Raw genomic sequence first — 15,092 nt, forward strand, 5'->3', positions numbered from 1 at the left:
TCGGTCTTGAATCCTACTGCACTTCTTCCAGCGCCTGGGCCAGTGGCACGTAAAACTCTTCGTACAGCGCGTTGACCGCGTCGCGAGACTGTTCCGTGACGAAACCGGCCTCAAGCACCAGCACCTGATACACCCCACGTTTAATCGCCTGCTCACTCAAGTGATTGGAGTTTTCCCGCGTGGTGCACAGAAAACGCACCCAGGACGTCAGGATAATCCAGGCATTGAGCGTCAGGGATTCGATCTGGACTTTATCCATTTTGAGGATGCCGGCGTCGACGAAGGCGGCGTAGATGTGGGTGCCATGGATCAGGCAGCGCTGGGAGAAACGCCGATAACGGGCAGCCAGTTCGGGATCGCTGTCTAGCAAATGCTCAAGATCGCGATGCAAAAACCGATAGCGCCACATCGCCGCCAGCAGTTCCTGAAGGTAGAAGCGTTTGTCTTCCACCGTGGACGCTCGGCCCTGGGGCGGGCGCAGGAAGCTGTCCACCAGGCTTTCGTACTCACTGAACAGCACGGCGATGATCGCCTGCTTGTTGGGGAAGTGGTAGTACAGGTTGCCCGGAGAAATCTCCATGTGGGCAGCAATGTGGTTGGTGCTGATGCTGCGCTCGCCCTGTTGATTAAACAGCTCCAGGCTGTTCTGCACGATGCGCTCGCTGGTTTTGATCCGAGGGGCCATGGCTTGAGCTTTAATTCAGAGTGCGTTGGCAGGCATCTTACGACCTATCGGCGAGTGGATAAAACAATGCTGCGCCAGGATGCCATTTGACTTTATAGAGCTTAGACTCTAAAAAGTGCCTCATTACAACAAAAACCGGAGCCGATCATGACCGCCGACATCGCTTATCTGCAGAACCTGCAACAGCCGCTGGACGAGCTTCAGGCCCTGTTCGATGCGCAGCGTGCGGCGTATGCGGCCAACCCGATGCCACCGGCCGCCCAGCGCCAGCAATGGCTCAAAGCCCTGCGTGATCTGCTGAGCAACGAACGCCAGTCCTTGATCGATGCGATCAGCCAGGATTTCAGCCACCGCAGCGCCGATGAAACCCTGCTCGCCGAACTGATGCCGAGCCTGCACGGCATTCACTACGCCAGTCAGCACCTCAAAGGCTGGATGAAGGCCTCGCGGCGCAAGGTCGGTATCGCGTTTCAGCCGGCTTCGGCGAAAGTGGTTTACCAGCCGCTGGGCGTGGTCGGCGTGATCGTGCCGTGGAACTACCCGCTTTATCTGGCTATCGGGCCGCTGGTGGGTGCGTTGTCGGCGGGCAATCGGGTGATGCTCAAACTCAGTGAGTCGACCCCCGCCACCGGCTTGCTGCTCAAGGAACTGCTGGGCCGGATCTTCCCGCAAGACCTGGTCTGCGTGGTGCTGGGCGAAGCCGATATCGGTGTCGCGTTCTCCCGACTGCGTTTCGATCACCTGCTGTTTACCGGCGCCACCAGCATCGGCAAGCACGTGATGCGCGCGGCAGCCGAGAACCTGACGCCGGTGACCCTTGAGCTGGGTGGCAAGTCCCCGGCCATTGTGTCCCTCGACGTGCCGCTCAAGGACGCCGCCGAACGCATCGCGTTCGGCAAGACGCTCAATGCCGGGCAAACCTGCGTGGCCCCGGACTACGTGCTGGTGCCGGAAGATCGTATCGGCGCTTTCGTCGAAGCCTATCGCCACGCGGTTCGCGGGTTTTATCCGACACTGGCCGACAACCCGGACTACACGGCAATCATCAATGACCGGCAACTGGCGCGACTCAATAACTACGTCAGCGACGCCACCAGCAAGGGCGCGCTGCTGATTCCGCTGTTTGATCAGGGCCAGGGCCGGCGCATGGGTCATAGCGTGCTGCTCAACGTCAGCGACGACATGACCGTGATGCAGGATGAAATCTTCGGCCCGCTGCTGCCGATCGTGCCGTACAAGACGCTTGATCAGGCGTTTGCCTACATCAATCAACGACCTCGTCCGCTGGCGCTGTATTACTTCGGCTACGACAAGCACGAACAAAATCGTGTACTCCACGAAACCCATTCCGGCGGTGTTTGCCTCAACGACACCTTGCTGCACGTGGCGCAGGACGATATGCCGTTCGGTGGTATCGGCGCTTCGGGCATGGGCCATTACCACGGCCACGAAGGTTTCCTGACCTTCAGCAAGGCCAAAGGCGTACTGATCAAGCAGCGCTTCAACGCGGCGAAGCTGATTTACCCGCCTTATGGAAAATCCATTCAGAAACTGATTCAGAAGCTGTTTATCCGCTAACAATCGCACCGTCGGGTAATAACAATAATGAGCCCAAGCCTGTCCGATACACCCGCGCTGTCGCGGCGCGGCCTGCTTAAATTCAGCCTCGGTGCGAGTGCTTTCCTGGCCACGGCCGGATTGGGCGCGAGCCTCAGCGGCTGTTCATCGAGCATTCCGGCCAGCGGTTTCGCGACCCTGCGCAGCGGCGATCTGTTGTTTCTGCGGGCATTGGTCCCGGTAATGCTCGAAGGCGCCGTGGCCGCCGAAAAAATGCCGGCCGCCGTCGATGGCACCCTGAAAACCCTGGATAACGGCCTGAATCACCTGTCGCCGGAAATGCTCAAGCTCACTCGGCAATTGTTCGACGTGCTGGGGATGGCGGTGACCCGCGGGCCGCTGACCGGGATCTGGGGCAGCTGGGAAAACGCCAGTGCCGATGAGATCCGGCACTTTCTCGATCGCTGGGAAAACAGCTCGTTGAACCTGTTGCGCATGGGGCACAGCTCGTTGCTGCAACTGGTGATGATGGCGTGGTACAGCCGCGCGGAATCGTGGGTGCATTGCGGGTACCCGGGGCCGCCTGCCGTTTAAGACTGGGTCGACCCCTTCGCGGGCAAGCCTCGCTCCTACAAGGGCTTACGCGGTTCTGTAGGAGCGAGGCTTGCCCGCGAAGGCATCCTCATGAACACCACTGCATCCAAAACCATAACAACTAGAGAACCCGAAGATGCCCGTACCCGACCCGTTCCGCGAAGGCATGGCCCGTGGCTGGAAAACCTACAACGGCTCGCAACTGACCCAGGACCTGACCCTGGACGCGGACGTGGCGATCATCGGCAGCGGCGCGGGCGGCGGGACCACCGCGGAAATTCTCAGCGCCGCCGGCTACAAGGTGTTGCTGATCGAAGAAGGTCCGCTCAAGACCAGCAGCGACTTCAAGATGCTCGAAGACCAGGCCTACACCAGCCTCTATCAGGAAGGCATCGGTCGCATGAGCAAGGACGGCGCGATCACCATCCTCCAGGGCCGCGCGGTGGGCGGCACTACGCTGATCAACTGGACATCGAGCTTTCGCACGCCCGACCCGACGCTTGAGCATTGGGCCAGGGAACACAACGTCAAAGGCCACAGCCCGGCCGAGATGACGCCTTGGTTCGAGAAAATGGAACAGCGCCTGGGCGTTGCGCCCTGGATGGTGCCGCCCAACGCCAACAACGACGTGATCCGCAAAGGCTGTGAGCAGCTCGGCTACACCTGGCATGTGATCCCGCGCAACGTGCGCGGGTGCTGGAACCTTGGCTATTGCGGCATGGGCTGCCCGACCAACGCCAAGCAGTCGATGATGGTCACGACCATCCCCGCGACCCTGGAAAAAGGCGGCGAGCTGCTGTATCTGGCCCGCGCCGAAACGCTCTCGATCAAGGACGGCAAGGTCACGGGCCTGCAATGTGTGGCGATGGACGACCGTTGCGTCGCACCTACCGGACGCACGATCACGGTCAAGGCGCGGCATTACGTGCTGGCGGGCGGCGGGATCAACAGCCCGGCGCTGCTCCTGCGCTCGGAGGCGCCCGATCCGCACCAGCGGTTGGGCAAACGCACATTCCTGCACCTGGTGAACATGTCCGCCGGGCTGTTCGATGAGGTGATCAACCCGTTCTACGGTGCGCCGCAGTCGATCTATTCCGACCACTTCCAATGGCAGGACGGCACCACCGGCAAGATGTCCTACAAACTGGAGGTGCCGCCACTGCACCCGGCGCTGGCCTCCACCCTGCTCGGCAGTTTTGGCAAGGAAAACGCCGGGCACATGGAAAATCTGCCCCACACCCACGCGATGCTGGCGTTGTTGCGCGACGGTTTCCACCCGGACAGCCCCGGCGGCAGTGTCGAATTGCGCGGCGACAACACGCCGGTGCTCGACTATCAAGTTTCACCCTACGCCTGGGACGGCTTGCGCCGGGCCTTTCACAGCATGGCCGAGATCCAGTTCGCCGGCGGCGCCAACGCGGTCATGCCGATGCACGCCGACGCGCGCTACGTGAAAACCCTGGCCGAAGCGCGCACGTTGATCGACGGTTTGAGCCTTGAGTTGTATCGCACCCGCCTGGGCAGCGCTCATGTGATGGGCGGTTGTGCCATGGGTGAAGACCCGAAAAACGCCGTGACCGACAGCCTTGGCCGGCATCACCAGATCAGCAATCTGTCGATCCACGATGGCTCGCTGTTCCCCACCAGCATTGGCGCAAACCCGCAATTGTCGGTCTACGGATTGACGGCGCAACTGGCGACTTCGCTGGCCGAACGTTTGAAAAACCCATGAAAACGGAGAATATTCCAATCGTCTATAGTGCTTTCTTACCCAACAGGCGACTTGGCCGACCGGGAAGGCTGCGATACCATCCGACTCCCCAACGGACTCCCGCCAGGACGACGCGATGAACCGAGTGTTGTACCCAGGTACCTTCGACCCTATTACCAAGGGCCATGGCGACTTGGTCGAACGCGCCGCGCGCCTGTTCGATCATGTGATCATCGCCGTCGCTGCCAGCCCGAAGAAAAACCCGTTGTTTCCCCTGGAACAACGTGTGGAGCTGGCCCGCGAGGTCACTAAACATCTGCCCAACGTTGAAGTCGTCGGCTTCTCGACGCTGTTGGCGCATTTCGCCAAAGAGAAGAACGCCAATGTGTTCCTGCGTGGTTTGCGCGCGGTGTCGGACTTCGAATACGAATTCCAGCTGGCCAACATGAACCGCCAACTGGCGCCGGATGTGGAAAGTCTGTTTCTCACACCGTCCGAGCGTTATTCGTTCATTTCCTCGACGCTGGTCCGTGAAATCGCAGCGTTGGGCGGCGATATCACCAAGTTCGTCCACCCTGCGGTGGCGGATGCCCTCACCGAACGCTTCAAGAAGTAACGACCGCTCACGCGGCGCCCGCGTGCACTGCGGGCGCCAATGCGGCACAATTGCGCGCATTGGTTTATTGCGCCCGGGCCGTCCGCCCTGGCTGGAGTTAGCATGTCCCTGATCATCACCGACGATTGCATCAACTGCGACGTCTGCGAACCCGAGTGCCCGAACGCCGCTATTTCCCAAGGCGAAGAGATCTACGTGATCGACCCGAACCTGTGCACGCAGTGCGTCGGCCACTACGACGAACCTCAGTGCCAGCAAGTGTGCCCGGTGGATTGCATTCCGCTGGATGAAGCGCATCCGGAGACTGAAGAGCAGTTGATGGCGAAGTATCGGATTATTACCGGGAAGGCTTGAGGCAGGCATTTTTGTAGTGCCTGTGCCGGCCTCATCGCGAGCAGGCTCGCTCCCACAGTGGGTTTGTGGTGCTCACATCATTTGATTCACAACACAAATCAACTGTGGGAGTGAGCCTGCTCGCGATGAAGCCATCAGGTACACCGAACATGTAACTGATTCACTCCCGCTGCTCAAACCCCTCCCCGATACACCCCAGGCACCGCACAAATGCGGCTTTCGCCGGATCAACCACCAGCGCCTGTCCCGCATCGCCGATGCCGCCGCCCAAGGCCGTGAACGGCAAAGACACCACAAACGCCCCGGCACCGATCACCGTCGCCACCACCAGCAACGGTCTGGCGATCAGCAAGTCACCGAGCATGGCGTAGGCCGGGGGATTCTGGATGGTGTAACGCGGATCACCGCTGCCGCTGCTAGCCGCCAGCGCGGGCGCACCGACGCTCAGCAGCAGCGCAACAACAAGGGTTCGAAACGAATTCATGGCGCGGTCCTTCGGCTAGGCAGTGAGAACACTGACTATAGACCGTCGCACGTATCAGCTCTGGCAGCGTGGGCAAAAGACGCTGGCGCGCTGCCCCAGTTTCACTTCGCGCAGTTCAGTGCCACAGACTTTGCAGGGCTCACTGCCCCGGCCGTAGACAAACAATTCCTGCTGGAAATACCCCGGCTGACCGTCGCCGCCGATAAAGTCCCGCAGCGTCGTACCGCCCCGCTCAATGGCCGCGGCCAGAATGCGTTTGATCTCGATCGCCAGCTTCAAATAGCGCGCCCGGGAAATGCTCTTGGCCTCGCGACGCGGGTCGATGCCGGCGGCGAACAGGGCTTCGGTCGCGTAGATGTTGCCGACGCCGACCACCACCGCGTTATCCATGATGAACGGCTTGACCGCCATGGATCGTCCGCGGGACTGCTGAAACAAGCGATCGCCATCAAACAGGTCGGTCAACGGCTCCGGCCCCAGGCGAATCAACAGTTCGTGGTTGAGCGGATCGAGACTCCAGAGCATCGCACCAAACCGACGCGGGTCGGTATAGCGCAGAGCCAGGCCGGACTCGAGTTCGATGTCCACATGCTCATGCTTCGCCGCCGGCATACCGACTTCAACCAATCGCAGGTTGCCCGACATACCCAAGTGACTGATCAGCGTGCCCACTTCAGCATTGATCAGCAGGTACTTGGCGCGGCGTTCCACCAGCACGATGCGCTGGCCGGACAGACGCACATCGAGGTCTTCAGGAATCGGCCAGCGCAATCGGCGGTCACGCACGATCACCCGGCTGACGCGCTGGCCTTCCAGGTGCGGCGCAATCCCGCGGCGGGTGGTTTCGACTTCCGGCAGTTCAGGCATGGTGTTCTCGAATCAGGGCGCTCGAATAAATGCGGCAGCCGATGTTCAGCGGTGGGCGCCGAGGTCACGAATCGTTTGCTTGAGGGTCTCGAAGTCGTAGTCCGAGAGGCCGACATAATCGAGCACCAGATGCCCGATGCTGTTCCATTCGTGGTCTTCGGTCTGATTACCCAACACCCGGTATGACGCACAAATGTGCTCGGCCATTTTCAGGATCGCCAGCAGGTTCTTGAGCTGAGCGTTGCGCGAAGATTCGTCGCTGAAGATCGCCAAGGCGTTGTGGTGATTGGCGATAGCGGCGGTCACATGCTCCGGCAGGCGCCAGGACTTGGCCGTGTAGTAACCGACCACCGCGTGGTTGGTGTTGAACACCCGGTTCTCGGTGTCGACCACCCGGCATTCGGCACTGGCGTTGGCGTAGGCCTCTTCCAGAACAGTCATATAGTTGGGGAACCGTTGCAGCATCAGCGGCACGCCGCAGTCGTGGAACAGCCCCAACGCGTACGCTTCGTCACCGGCCTGGGCGCCGATGCGCTTGGCCAGCGTCAGGCAGGTCATCGCCACGTCCTGAGCCGTATCCCAAAACCGGTTCAGGGTGACGATGGTGTCGTCGTTCATCTCGCCCTTGATCGACTGCGCGTTGATCAGGTTGATGATCGAGCGGCTGCCCAGCAGGTTCACCGCACGCTGGATCGAGGCGATCTTGTTGCTCAAGCCGTAATACGGCGAGTTGACGATCTTCAGCAAGGCACCAGAAAGCCCTGGGTCCTGGGAGATCAGCTTCGCGATCACTTCCAGGTCCGGGTCGGGCATGTACTGCTCCATCTGCAAATCCACCATGATTTGCGGCTGGGCAGGCACACTGATGCCTTGCAGGGACTGTTGAATCTGTTCGGAAGTCAGCTCTTGGGACATAAGTACACACTCTGGGCCAGGGGGCGATTCTAACCTTTATAAAGTTGGATCCGACACACCGGCCGACACATTGGCGAAATGTTTCATTTCTGCATAGCCATCGAAATAGCTTTCGCGGGCAGCCTCGCGCCTGCAGATTCACACGATCCAGCAGGAGCGAGGCTTGCCCGCGAGGAGTCCATCAGCGTTTCATCGCCCGCCCGGCCCGCCGCAAGCCTCAACACGCTATACTCCCGCTCTTTTTCCGGAGCGACGTCATGTCCCTGCCTAGCCTGCGCCTCAAAGCCAACGCCGACCGTCGCCTGCGAAACGGCCACTTGTGGGTCTATAGCAACGAAATCGATGTAGCGGCGACCCCTTTGCACGGTTTTCAAGCCGGCGACCAGGCGATCCTCGAAGCCGCCGGCGGCAAGACGCTGGGCATCGTGGCCATGAGCCCGAACAACCTGATCTGCGCCCGACTGCTGTCGCGCGACATCAAGTTGCCGCTGGACAAGTCGCTACTGGTCCATCGCCTGAACGTTGCCCTGTCCCTGCGTGATCGCCTGTTCGACAAGCCGTTCTATCGCCTGGTCTACGGCGACTCCGATTTGCTGCCAGGCCTGGTGGTCGACCGCTTCGGCGACATCCTGGTGGTGCAGATCGCTTCGGCGACCATGGAAGCCCATAAAGAAGACGTGATCGCGGCGCTGACCCAAGTGCTCAAGCCAAGCGGCATTCTGTTCAAGAATGACTCCGCTGCCCGTGACGCCGAAGGCCTCAACCGTTATGTCGAAACCGTGTTCGGCCTGGTGCCGGAGTGGGTCGCGCTGGAAGAAAACGGCGTGAAGTTCGAAGCACCGGTCATCCAGGGCCAGAAAACCGGCTGGTTCTACGACCACCGCATGAACCGCGCACGCCTGGCGCCTTATGCCAAAGGCAAACGCGTGCTGGACCTGTACAGCTACATCGGCGGCTGGGGTGTGCAAGCGGCCGCGTTCGGCGCCAGTGAAGTGTTCTGCGTCGACGCGTCGGCCTTCGCCCTCGACGGCGTCGAGCGCAACGCCGCGCTGAACGGTTTCGCCGAAAAAATGACCTGCATCGAAGGCGACGTGTTCGAAGCCCTGAAAGAGCTGAAAGCCAGCGAAGAACGCTTCGACGTGATCGTTGCCGATCCACCCGCCTTCATCAAGCGCAAGAAAGACATGAAGAACGGTGAAGGCGCCTACCGCCGCCTGAACGAGCAAGCCATGCGCCTGCTCAGCAAGGACGGCATCCTGGTCAGTGCGTCGTGCTCGATGCACCTGCCGGAAGACGATCTGCAGAACATCCTGCTGACAAGCGCCCGCCACCTGGACCGCAACATCCAGATGCTTGAGCGCGGCGGTCAGGGCCCGGACCACCCGGTCCACCCGGCCATCGCCGAAACCCGCTACATCAAGAGCATCACCTGCCGGTTGCTGCCAAACAGCTGATGACACCGGTTTGACGGGGAGCCAGATGGCTCCCCGTTTTATTATCTGTTATTGAATTCCGTTCAAACTTCCTACACTTGCGATCCTACGGACTTGCAGGACGTTTCCCTGCGCCTTTCACTATTCAGCATTCAACTGACAAAACTTGTTCATGCCCAAGATCGATCCGACGAAATTACTGGAAGTTTCCTACCCAATATCGCCTTGATAAGCGCTCATTACACTCTATGATTGAGAGCGTCACCATGAAGTGACTCTTACTTTCAATTACAAGGAGTTCCAAATGAAAGCAATTACTCTGGAAGCTAACAGCATCGCCAACCTGGCTTTCCTGGTCGCCCCTAAAGCCCGCTAAGTAAATGAGACGCTGGGGAGTGCCGGCTACCCAGCGTTTTCTATGGCATTGCCCAGAGCGAACCGCCCATCATGCAGATCAGCCCTCATTTATTCATACTTCCACGCACGCCTGGTCAAATAGTCTGGGATTACAAGAATCACAAACAGTTTGAACTGAACCTGAAGTATTCAACCCGACTGGCAGAACCTATCGACAACCCCGAAAAGTTCAACGAACGCAATACAATTGACACCCAGCTACTTGACGCTGGAATACTGACAACTGCAATAACAGATACGACAGACTGGGGCTGGGACGAACTGTCGAAGATATTCCATATCGGCACCAAGAACATTCCGTGCGAACACGTTCCGCAAAATATCAATGAATGGTCAAAACAATACCTTGATCATTGCAGCGACGTCCTGAGCACGCCCTCGCCGAAAGCCAGGCGCTCGGAACGCCTGGGATGCGAGCTGATTACCCTGCCAAAACCTTCCTGCCTGCCGGAAGGTTCCCTGGCAAACGCCCTGGTCAATCGGAAAACCTGCCGCACCTTCACGGGTGAAGCCGTTTCCCTCAAAGCCGTCAGTACATTGCTGTACCTGTCCCTCGGCTATCTGCATGAGCGCGAAAACGACGTCGACGAAAGCATCGTCGAAGGTCTCGGCGCCCGGCGCAGCAGCCCGTCCGGAGGCGGACTGAATGCCTGCGAAGGCTTTCTGCTGGTGCAAAACGTCAGCGGCCTGCCACCCGGTGTCTACGCCTATCACCCCACCGGGCACGCGCTGAGTCTGGTTAATCCGCTGCCTCCCCAGCCTTTAGGGCAACTGATGTGCGGACAACACTTCATCAATAACCTGCCCGCAGGCCTGTTCATCACCAGCCGATTCGACAAGCTGTGGTGGAAATATGAACACTCGCGGGCCTACCGAATGGCCTACGTCGAGGCCGGTCATATTTCCCAGACCTTTCAACTGGCGGCCACCGCGCTGGGATTGAACACCTGGCTGACCGGTGCATTGACGGACGACCAGGTCGAAGCGCTGCTGGGACTTGAGAACAGCGCAGAGCAACCGCTGTTCTTTGTCGGCTGCGGCCAGAGCGACGGGCAAGTGATGTGCAAGGAATTGAAAGCACTGCTGAGCAGTCGGGGGGCGGAACAATGACCGAGCCCCTCATCGACCCCGCGTCAGCCTCTGCCTCATGGGCCCATCGCTTCACCCTTGGAGACTGGAACACCCGAGCCTCGGTGCGGATCAGCGAACACACCTACCAATTGCCGCCGGACCTGAAACGGCAACTGGAAACCCGCCACTGGTTTGCGCCGGAATTTCTGCCCTACCTGAATCATCCGGCAATCAAAGCAGCAGGCAGAGCAATCACTCATCGCCTGTCCGCCAACCATCTGGTGTATTTCCTCGACTACACCACCCTGCTGGAACACCGCATCGTCAACCGTTCCGTGGAAACCATCGTCCACAATGAACTGGGGTATCCATCCCCCACGGATGAAAACCGCCGCGCTGCAGCTCTATACGGATGAGGCTTATCACGCACTGTTTTCCAACAGCCTCGCCGAGCAGATTGCCGATATTTACGACATGACAGATCGCCCGGTCGTGCCCCACCGGATAGCCCGGCTGAACGCCCTGCTCGATCGCACACCGGACAAGCACAAGGCACTGGCGTGGTTTCTCGTCGGCTTCGTCTCGGAAACGATTATCGCCAAGGAACTGCTCGACGTTTGCCGTGACACGCTGGTGAGCAGTGTTCAGGAAATGCTCAGGGATCACGTGGCCGACGAAGCGCGTCACAGTCGCTACTTTTGCGAAGTATTCCACCATCTATGGGTGCAATTGAACTGCGGCCAACGCACGTTTACCGCCAGGTCGCTCGCGGAAATCCTGCTGATTTTCTTTGAGATAGATGAACGCTGGCTTGGGGAAAGCCTGCGCAGCGCCGGCCTGAGTGAAGCGTCTGTCGCGCAGATCCTTGGGGATCTGACCGGCTCGCAAGCACAGCGCCTGCGCGTCCGATCGAGTGCTGGTGCAACGCTCAATGCAATGAAAAAAGCCGGGTTCTTCGATCTGCCTGCCAATCGCCAACTTTTCTCCAGGGCAGGGCTGTTCGATGAATGACGGAAAACAGGTAGCCCGGGGCGAACAACGTGCCATGGTCATTCTGTTGATGACCATGACACTGCTCGGCGTCTTTCCCCTGGATGTGGTGCTCCCCTCCTTTCCCGATCTTTCTGACTACTTTCGGACCTCACCGTCCGACATCGCCCTGTCGGTGAGCGTGTTCGCCATTGGCCTGGCGTTGTCCGTGGTGCTGGTCGGACCATTGTCGGATTTGTGGGGACGCAAGAAACTACTGCTGGCCGGTATCGCAATTGCGGTGGTGGGAGCGACAGGGTGTGTGGTGTCCAGCGAATACAGCTGGTTTTTGTTCTTCCGGGTGATCCAGGCCGTTGGTTGCGGGTCATTCGTCCTGTCACAGGCGTTGGTTCAGGATCTGTTCGTCGGCAAGGAACAGGAGCGAATCAGAATCTGGATGGTGACCGGCGGCGGGGTATTCATTTCGATTTCGCCGCTGCTGGGGACGTGGTTGCAATTGCAGCTAGGCTGGCAGGGCAGCTTTTATGTGTTTATCAGCCTGGCCGTCATTGTCTGGCTTAAAGCCTTCTTTCTGCTCAGGGAAAACCCTCACCTTCATACCACGGCACCTGAACGTTTTTTCAGCGCCTATTGGCGGCTGTGTTCGGATTTGCGCTTCATGGGGTATTGGTTGATTTCAGCCTTGGCTTTTGCCTGCCATTTCTCGTTCATCGTCATTTCACCGATCATTTTCATGGAGCGGCTGGCGCTGTCGCCTTACGCATTTGCCTGGGCGTTGCTGCTGTATGGCGTGGCTTATGTGTTTGGCGGGATTGTCGCCAGCGCGCTGCATCGGTACCTGCAGGCCAACACACAAATAGTTATTGGCCTGGGGCTGATCGCTTTGTCAGGGCTGGTGATGCTGTGGTTGGCGGAACAGTTCGGGCTCTCTGCGGCAGCGGTGCTGATACCCATGTTGATTTGTACGGCAGGCACCACCATTGCCCGGCCCATCGCCAACTCCAAAGCCATGAGTCTCTACCCCCGGAATGCCGGAACCTCGACCTCGGTAGGCGGCGTGCTGATTTTCATGTGCGGCGGTGTGATCAGCTTGGTGATCAACCTTGCCTCCGAAGACCTGACCACAGCACTAGCCCTGTGCTTCCTGAGCTTGAGTGCTACGGGCCTTGGCCTGAATGTCTTGATTACACGACGGCATCTGGCGCTGAAGGCGGGCTGAAACCTGCCAGTCGTCATCCCGCACGTTGTGTCAGCGCCGGATCAACGCTTCCCGGCATTCCCTCCTGACGCCAGCCGTGTAGAATCGCGACATTCATCGCCAGTCATCCCCCGGCGGGTTTATGAGCTCAAGCTGAAGCGCGCGGCGATCCCGCAAAGTTATCGGCAACTTCCGGACACACGGCCATTTCTGGGTGTTCCAGACGTCAATAGAAGCTCACTTCCCTTTTGATACCTGATTAGCCGCCCGGAGTGCTTCATGCCTGATTACCGCTCGAAAACATCCACCCACGGCCGCAACATGGCCGGCGCCCGCGCACTGTGGCGCGCCACGGGGATGAAAGATGACGACTTCAAAAAGCCGATCATCGCCATTGCCAACTCGTTCACCCAGTTCGTACCGGGCCACGTCCACCTCAAGGACCTGGGCCAGCTGGTCGCCCGCGAAATCGAACGCGCTGGCGGTGTGGCAAAAGAATTCAACACCATCGCCGTGGATGACGGCATCGCCATGGGCCACGACGGCATGCTCTATTCGCTGCCGAGCCGCGAGATCATCGCCGACTCCGTCGAATACATGGTCAACGCCCACTGCGCCGACGCCATCGTCTGCATCTCCAACTGCGACAAGATCACCCCTGGCATGCTGATGGCCGCCCTGCGCCTGAACATCCCGGTGATCTTCGTTTCCGGCGGCCCGATGGAAGCCGGCAAGACCAAACTCGCCTCCCACGGCCTCGACCTGGTAGACGCCATGGTGATCGCCGCCGACTCCAGCGCTTCTGACGAGAAAGTCGCTGAGTACGAGCGCAGCGCCTGCCCGACCTGCGGCTCGTGCTCCGGCATGTTCACCGCCAACTCGATGAACTGCCTGGTCGAAGCCCTGGGCCTGGCATTGCCGGGCAACGGTTCGACCCTGGCGACCCACAGTGACCGCGAGCAGCTGTTTCTGCAGGCCGGCCGCACCATCGTCGAGCTGTGCAAGCGTTACTACGGCGAGAACGATGAGTCGGTATTGCCTCGCAACATCGCCAACTTCAAGGCGTTCGAAAACGCCATGACCTTGGACATCGCCATGGGCGGCTCCACCAACACCATCCTGCACTTGCTGGCCGCCGCCCAGGAAGCCGAGATGGAGTTCGACCTGCGCGACATCGACCGCCTGTCCCGATTCGTGCCGCAACTGTGCAAAGTCGCTCCGAATATCCAGAAATACCATATGGAAGACGTGCACCGCGCTGGCGGGATCTTCAGCATCCTCGGCTCGCTGGCCCGTGGCGGCCTGTTGCACACCGACCTGCCGACCGTGCACAGCAAGACCCTGGCCGAAGGCATCGCCAAGTGGGACATCACCCAGACCGACGATGAAGCCGTGCATCACTTCTTCAAAGCCGGCCCGGCGGGCATCCCGACGCAAACCGCATTCAGCCAGTCGACCCGTTGGGAAACCCTGGACGACGACCGTGAAAACGGCTGCATCCGCAGTGTTGAGCATGCATATTCGAAAGAAGGCGGCCTGGCCGTTCTCTACGGCAACATCGCACTGGACGGCTGTGTGGTGAAAACCGCTGGCGTCGACGAATCGATCCACGTCTTCGAAGGCAACGCGAAGATCTTCGAAAGCCAGGACAGCGCCGTTCGCGGCATCCTCGCCGACGAAGTGAAGGCCGGCGACATCGTGATCATCCGTTACGAAGGTCCGAAAGGCGGCCCGGGCATGCAGGAAATGCTCTATCCGACGTCGTACCTGAAATCCAAAGGCCTGGGCAAAGCCTGCGCCCTGCTCACCGACGGCCGCTTCTCCGGCGGCACCTCGGGCCTGTCCATCGGCCATGCTTCGCCGGAAGCCGCTGCAGGCGGCGCGATTGGTCTGGTGCAGGACGGTGACAAGGTGCTGATCGACATTCCGAACCGCTCGATCAATCTGTTGATCAGCGACGAAGAAATGGCTGGCCGCCGTGCCGAGCAGGATCAGAAAGGCTGGAAGCCTGTGGAAAAACGTCCACGCAAGGTGACCACTGCCCTGAAGGCCTACGCCCTGCTGGCGACCAGCGCCGACAAGGGTGCCGTGCGTAACAAGGCAATGCTCGACGGGCTGTAAGCGTCAATCGCAGAAACAAAAATGCCCCGCCAAGTGCGGGGCATTTTTTTGACCACGATCCCCCAAACACTGGAGATCA

The 15,092-nt window shown here is 59.6% G+C and carries 13 protein-coding genes and 1 pseudogene; 10 read left to right on the forward strand and 4 right to left on the reverse strand.

Translation table 11 applies throughout. The annotated features are described in order from the left end of the window. Positions 1 to 13 precede the first annotated feature (13 nt). Positions 14 to 685 (reverse strand): TetR/AcrR family transcriptional regulator, encoded by a 672-nt coding sequence (locus HP062_RS19125; protein WP_010466800.1) that lies wholly within the window; start codon positions 683 to 685, stop codon positions 14 to 16. 147 nt (positions 686 to 832) lie between these two features. On the opposite strand from HP062_RS19125, the gene HP062_RS19130 reads away from it, so the two are divergent. From HP062_RS19130 to HP062_RS19150, 5 genes are all read left to right on the forward strand, one after another. Continuing rightward, entirely contained in the window at positions 833 to 2,263 is a 1,431-nt protein-coding gene (locus tag HP062_RS19130) for a coniferyl aldehyde dehydrogenase (RefSeq protein WP_083375535.1), read from the forward strand. 27 nt (positions 2,264 to 2,290) lie between these two features. Further along, positions 2,291 to 2,836, forward strand: a complete 546-nt coding sequence (locus HP062_RS19135) for a twin-arginine translocation pathway signal protein (RefSeq protein ID WP_145306707.1) — start codon at positions 2,291 to 2,293, stop codon at positions 2,834 to 2,836. Between the two features lie 136 nt (positions 2,837 to 2,972). Beyond that, complete coding sequence (locus tag HP062_RS19140) at positions 2,973 to 4,568, forward strand: GMC family oxidoreductase (protein WP_172791878.1); 1,596 nt, start codon at positions 2,973 to 2,975, stop codon at positions 4,566 to 4,568. A 115-nt stretch (positions 4,569 to 4,683) separates the two neighbouring features. Then, entirely contained in the window at positions 4,684 to 5,163 is a 480-nt protein-coding gene (gene coaD, locus HP062_RS19145; RefSeq protein WP_007945531.1) for a pantetheine-phosphate adenylyltransferase, read from the forward strand. Positions 5,164 to 5,265: 102 nt separating this feature from the next. After that, positions 5,266 to 5,517 (forward strand): YfhL family 4Fe-4S dicluster ferredoxin, encoded by a 252-nt coding sequence (locus tag HP062_RS19150; protein ID WP_010466792.1) that lies wholly within the window; start codon positions 5,266 to 5,268, stop codon positions 5,515 to 5,517. Positions 5,518 to 5,677: 160 nt separating this feature from the next. On the opposite strand, the gene HP062_RS19155 is transcribed toward HP062_RS19150, so the two are convergent. From HP062_RS19155 to HP062_RS19165, 3 genes are read right to left on the reverse strand one after another with little or no spacing between them, the layout of a single operon-like run. Beyond that, positions 5,678 to 6,001: a multidrug transporter gene (locus HP062_RS19155; RefSeq protein WP_010466790.1), complete on the reverse strand. Its 324-nt coding sequence runs from the start codon at positions 5,999 to 6,001 to the stop codon at positions 5,678 to 5,680. Positions 6,002 to 6,055: 54 nt separating this feature from the next. Continuing rightward, the gene (gene mutM, locus HP062_RS19160; protein ID WP_010466788.1) at positions 6,056 to 6,868 is read right to left on the reverse strand and encodes a bifunctional DNA-formamidopyrimidine glycosylase/DNA-(apurinic or apyrimidinic site) lyase; all 813 of its coding nucleotides are present in this window, start codon (positions 6,866 to 6,868) and stop codon (positions 6,056 to 6,058) included. A gap of 45 nt (positions 6,869 to 6,913) precedes the next feature. Beyond that, positions 6,914 to 7,729: an HDOD domain-containing protein gene (locus HP062_RS19165; protein WP_169857237.1), complete on the reverse strand. Its 816-nt coding sequence runs from the start codon at positions 7,727 to 7,729 to the stop codon at positions 6,914 to 6,916. Between the two features lie 311 nt (positions 7,730 to 8,040). On the opposite strand from HP062_RS19165, the gene HP062_RS19170 reads away from it, so the two are divergent. From HP062_RS19170 to ilvD, 5 genes and pseudogenes are all read left to right on the forward strand, one after another. Continuing rightward, entirely contained in the window at positions 8,041 to 9,237 is a 1,197-nt protein-coding gene (locus HP062_RS19170) for a class I SAM-dependent rRNA methyltransferase (RefSeq protein WP_003195152.1), read from the forward strand. Positions 9,238 to 9,663: 426 nt separating this feature from the next. After that, positions 9,664 to 10,743 carry a SagB family peptide dehydrogenase gene (locus tag HP062_RS19175; RefSeq protein WP_172791879.1) on the forward strand — a complete coding sequence of 360 codons (1,080 nt, stop codon included), beginning with the start codon at positions 9,664 to 9,666 and terminating at the stop codon, positions 10,741 to 10,743. After that, positions 10,740 to 11,715: pseudogene (locus HP062_RS19180) on the forward strand (diiron oxygenase). Before HP062_RS19175 ends, HP062_RS19180 begins: the two are co-directional and overlap by 4 nt. After that, the gene (locus tag HP062_RS19185) at positions 11,708 to 12,913 is read left to right on the forward strand and encodes an MFS transporter (RefSeq protein WP_172791880.1); all 1,206 of its coding nucleotides are present in this window, start codon (positions 11,708 to 11,710) and stop codon (positions 12,911 to 12,913) included. The pseudogene HP062_RS19180 and the gene HP062_RS19185 overlap by 8 nt, the downstream one beginning before the upstream one ends. 258 nt (positions 12,914 to 13,171) lie before the next feature. Then, entirely contained in the window at positions 13,172 to 15,013 is a 1,842-nt protein-coding gene (ilvD, locus tag HP062_RS19190) for a dihydroxy-acid dehydratase (protein WP_010466773.1), read from the forward strand. The last annotated feature ends 79 nt before the right edge of the window (positions 15,014 to 15,092 follow it).

This window comes from Pseudomonas sp. B14-6, from assembly GCF_013260315.1.
Lineage (GTDB): Bacteria > Pseudomonadota > Gammaproteobacteria > Pseudomonadales > Pseudomonadaceae > Aquipseudomonas > Aquipseudomonas mandelii.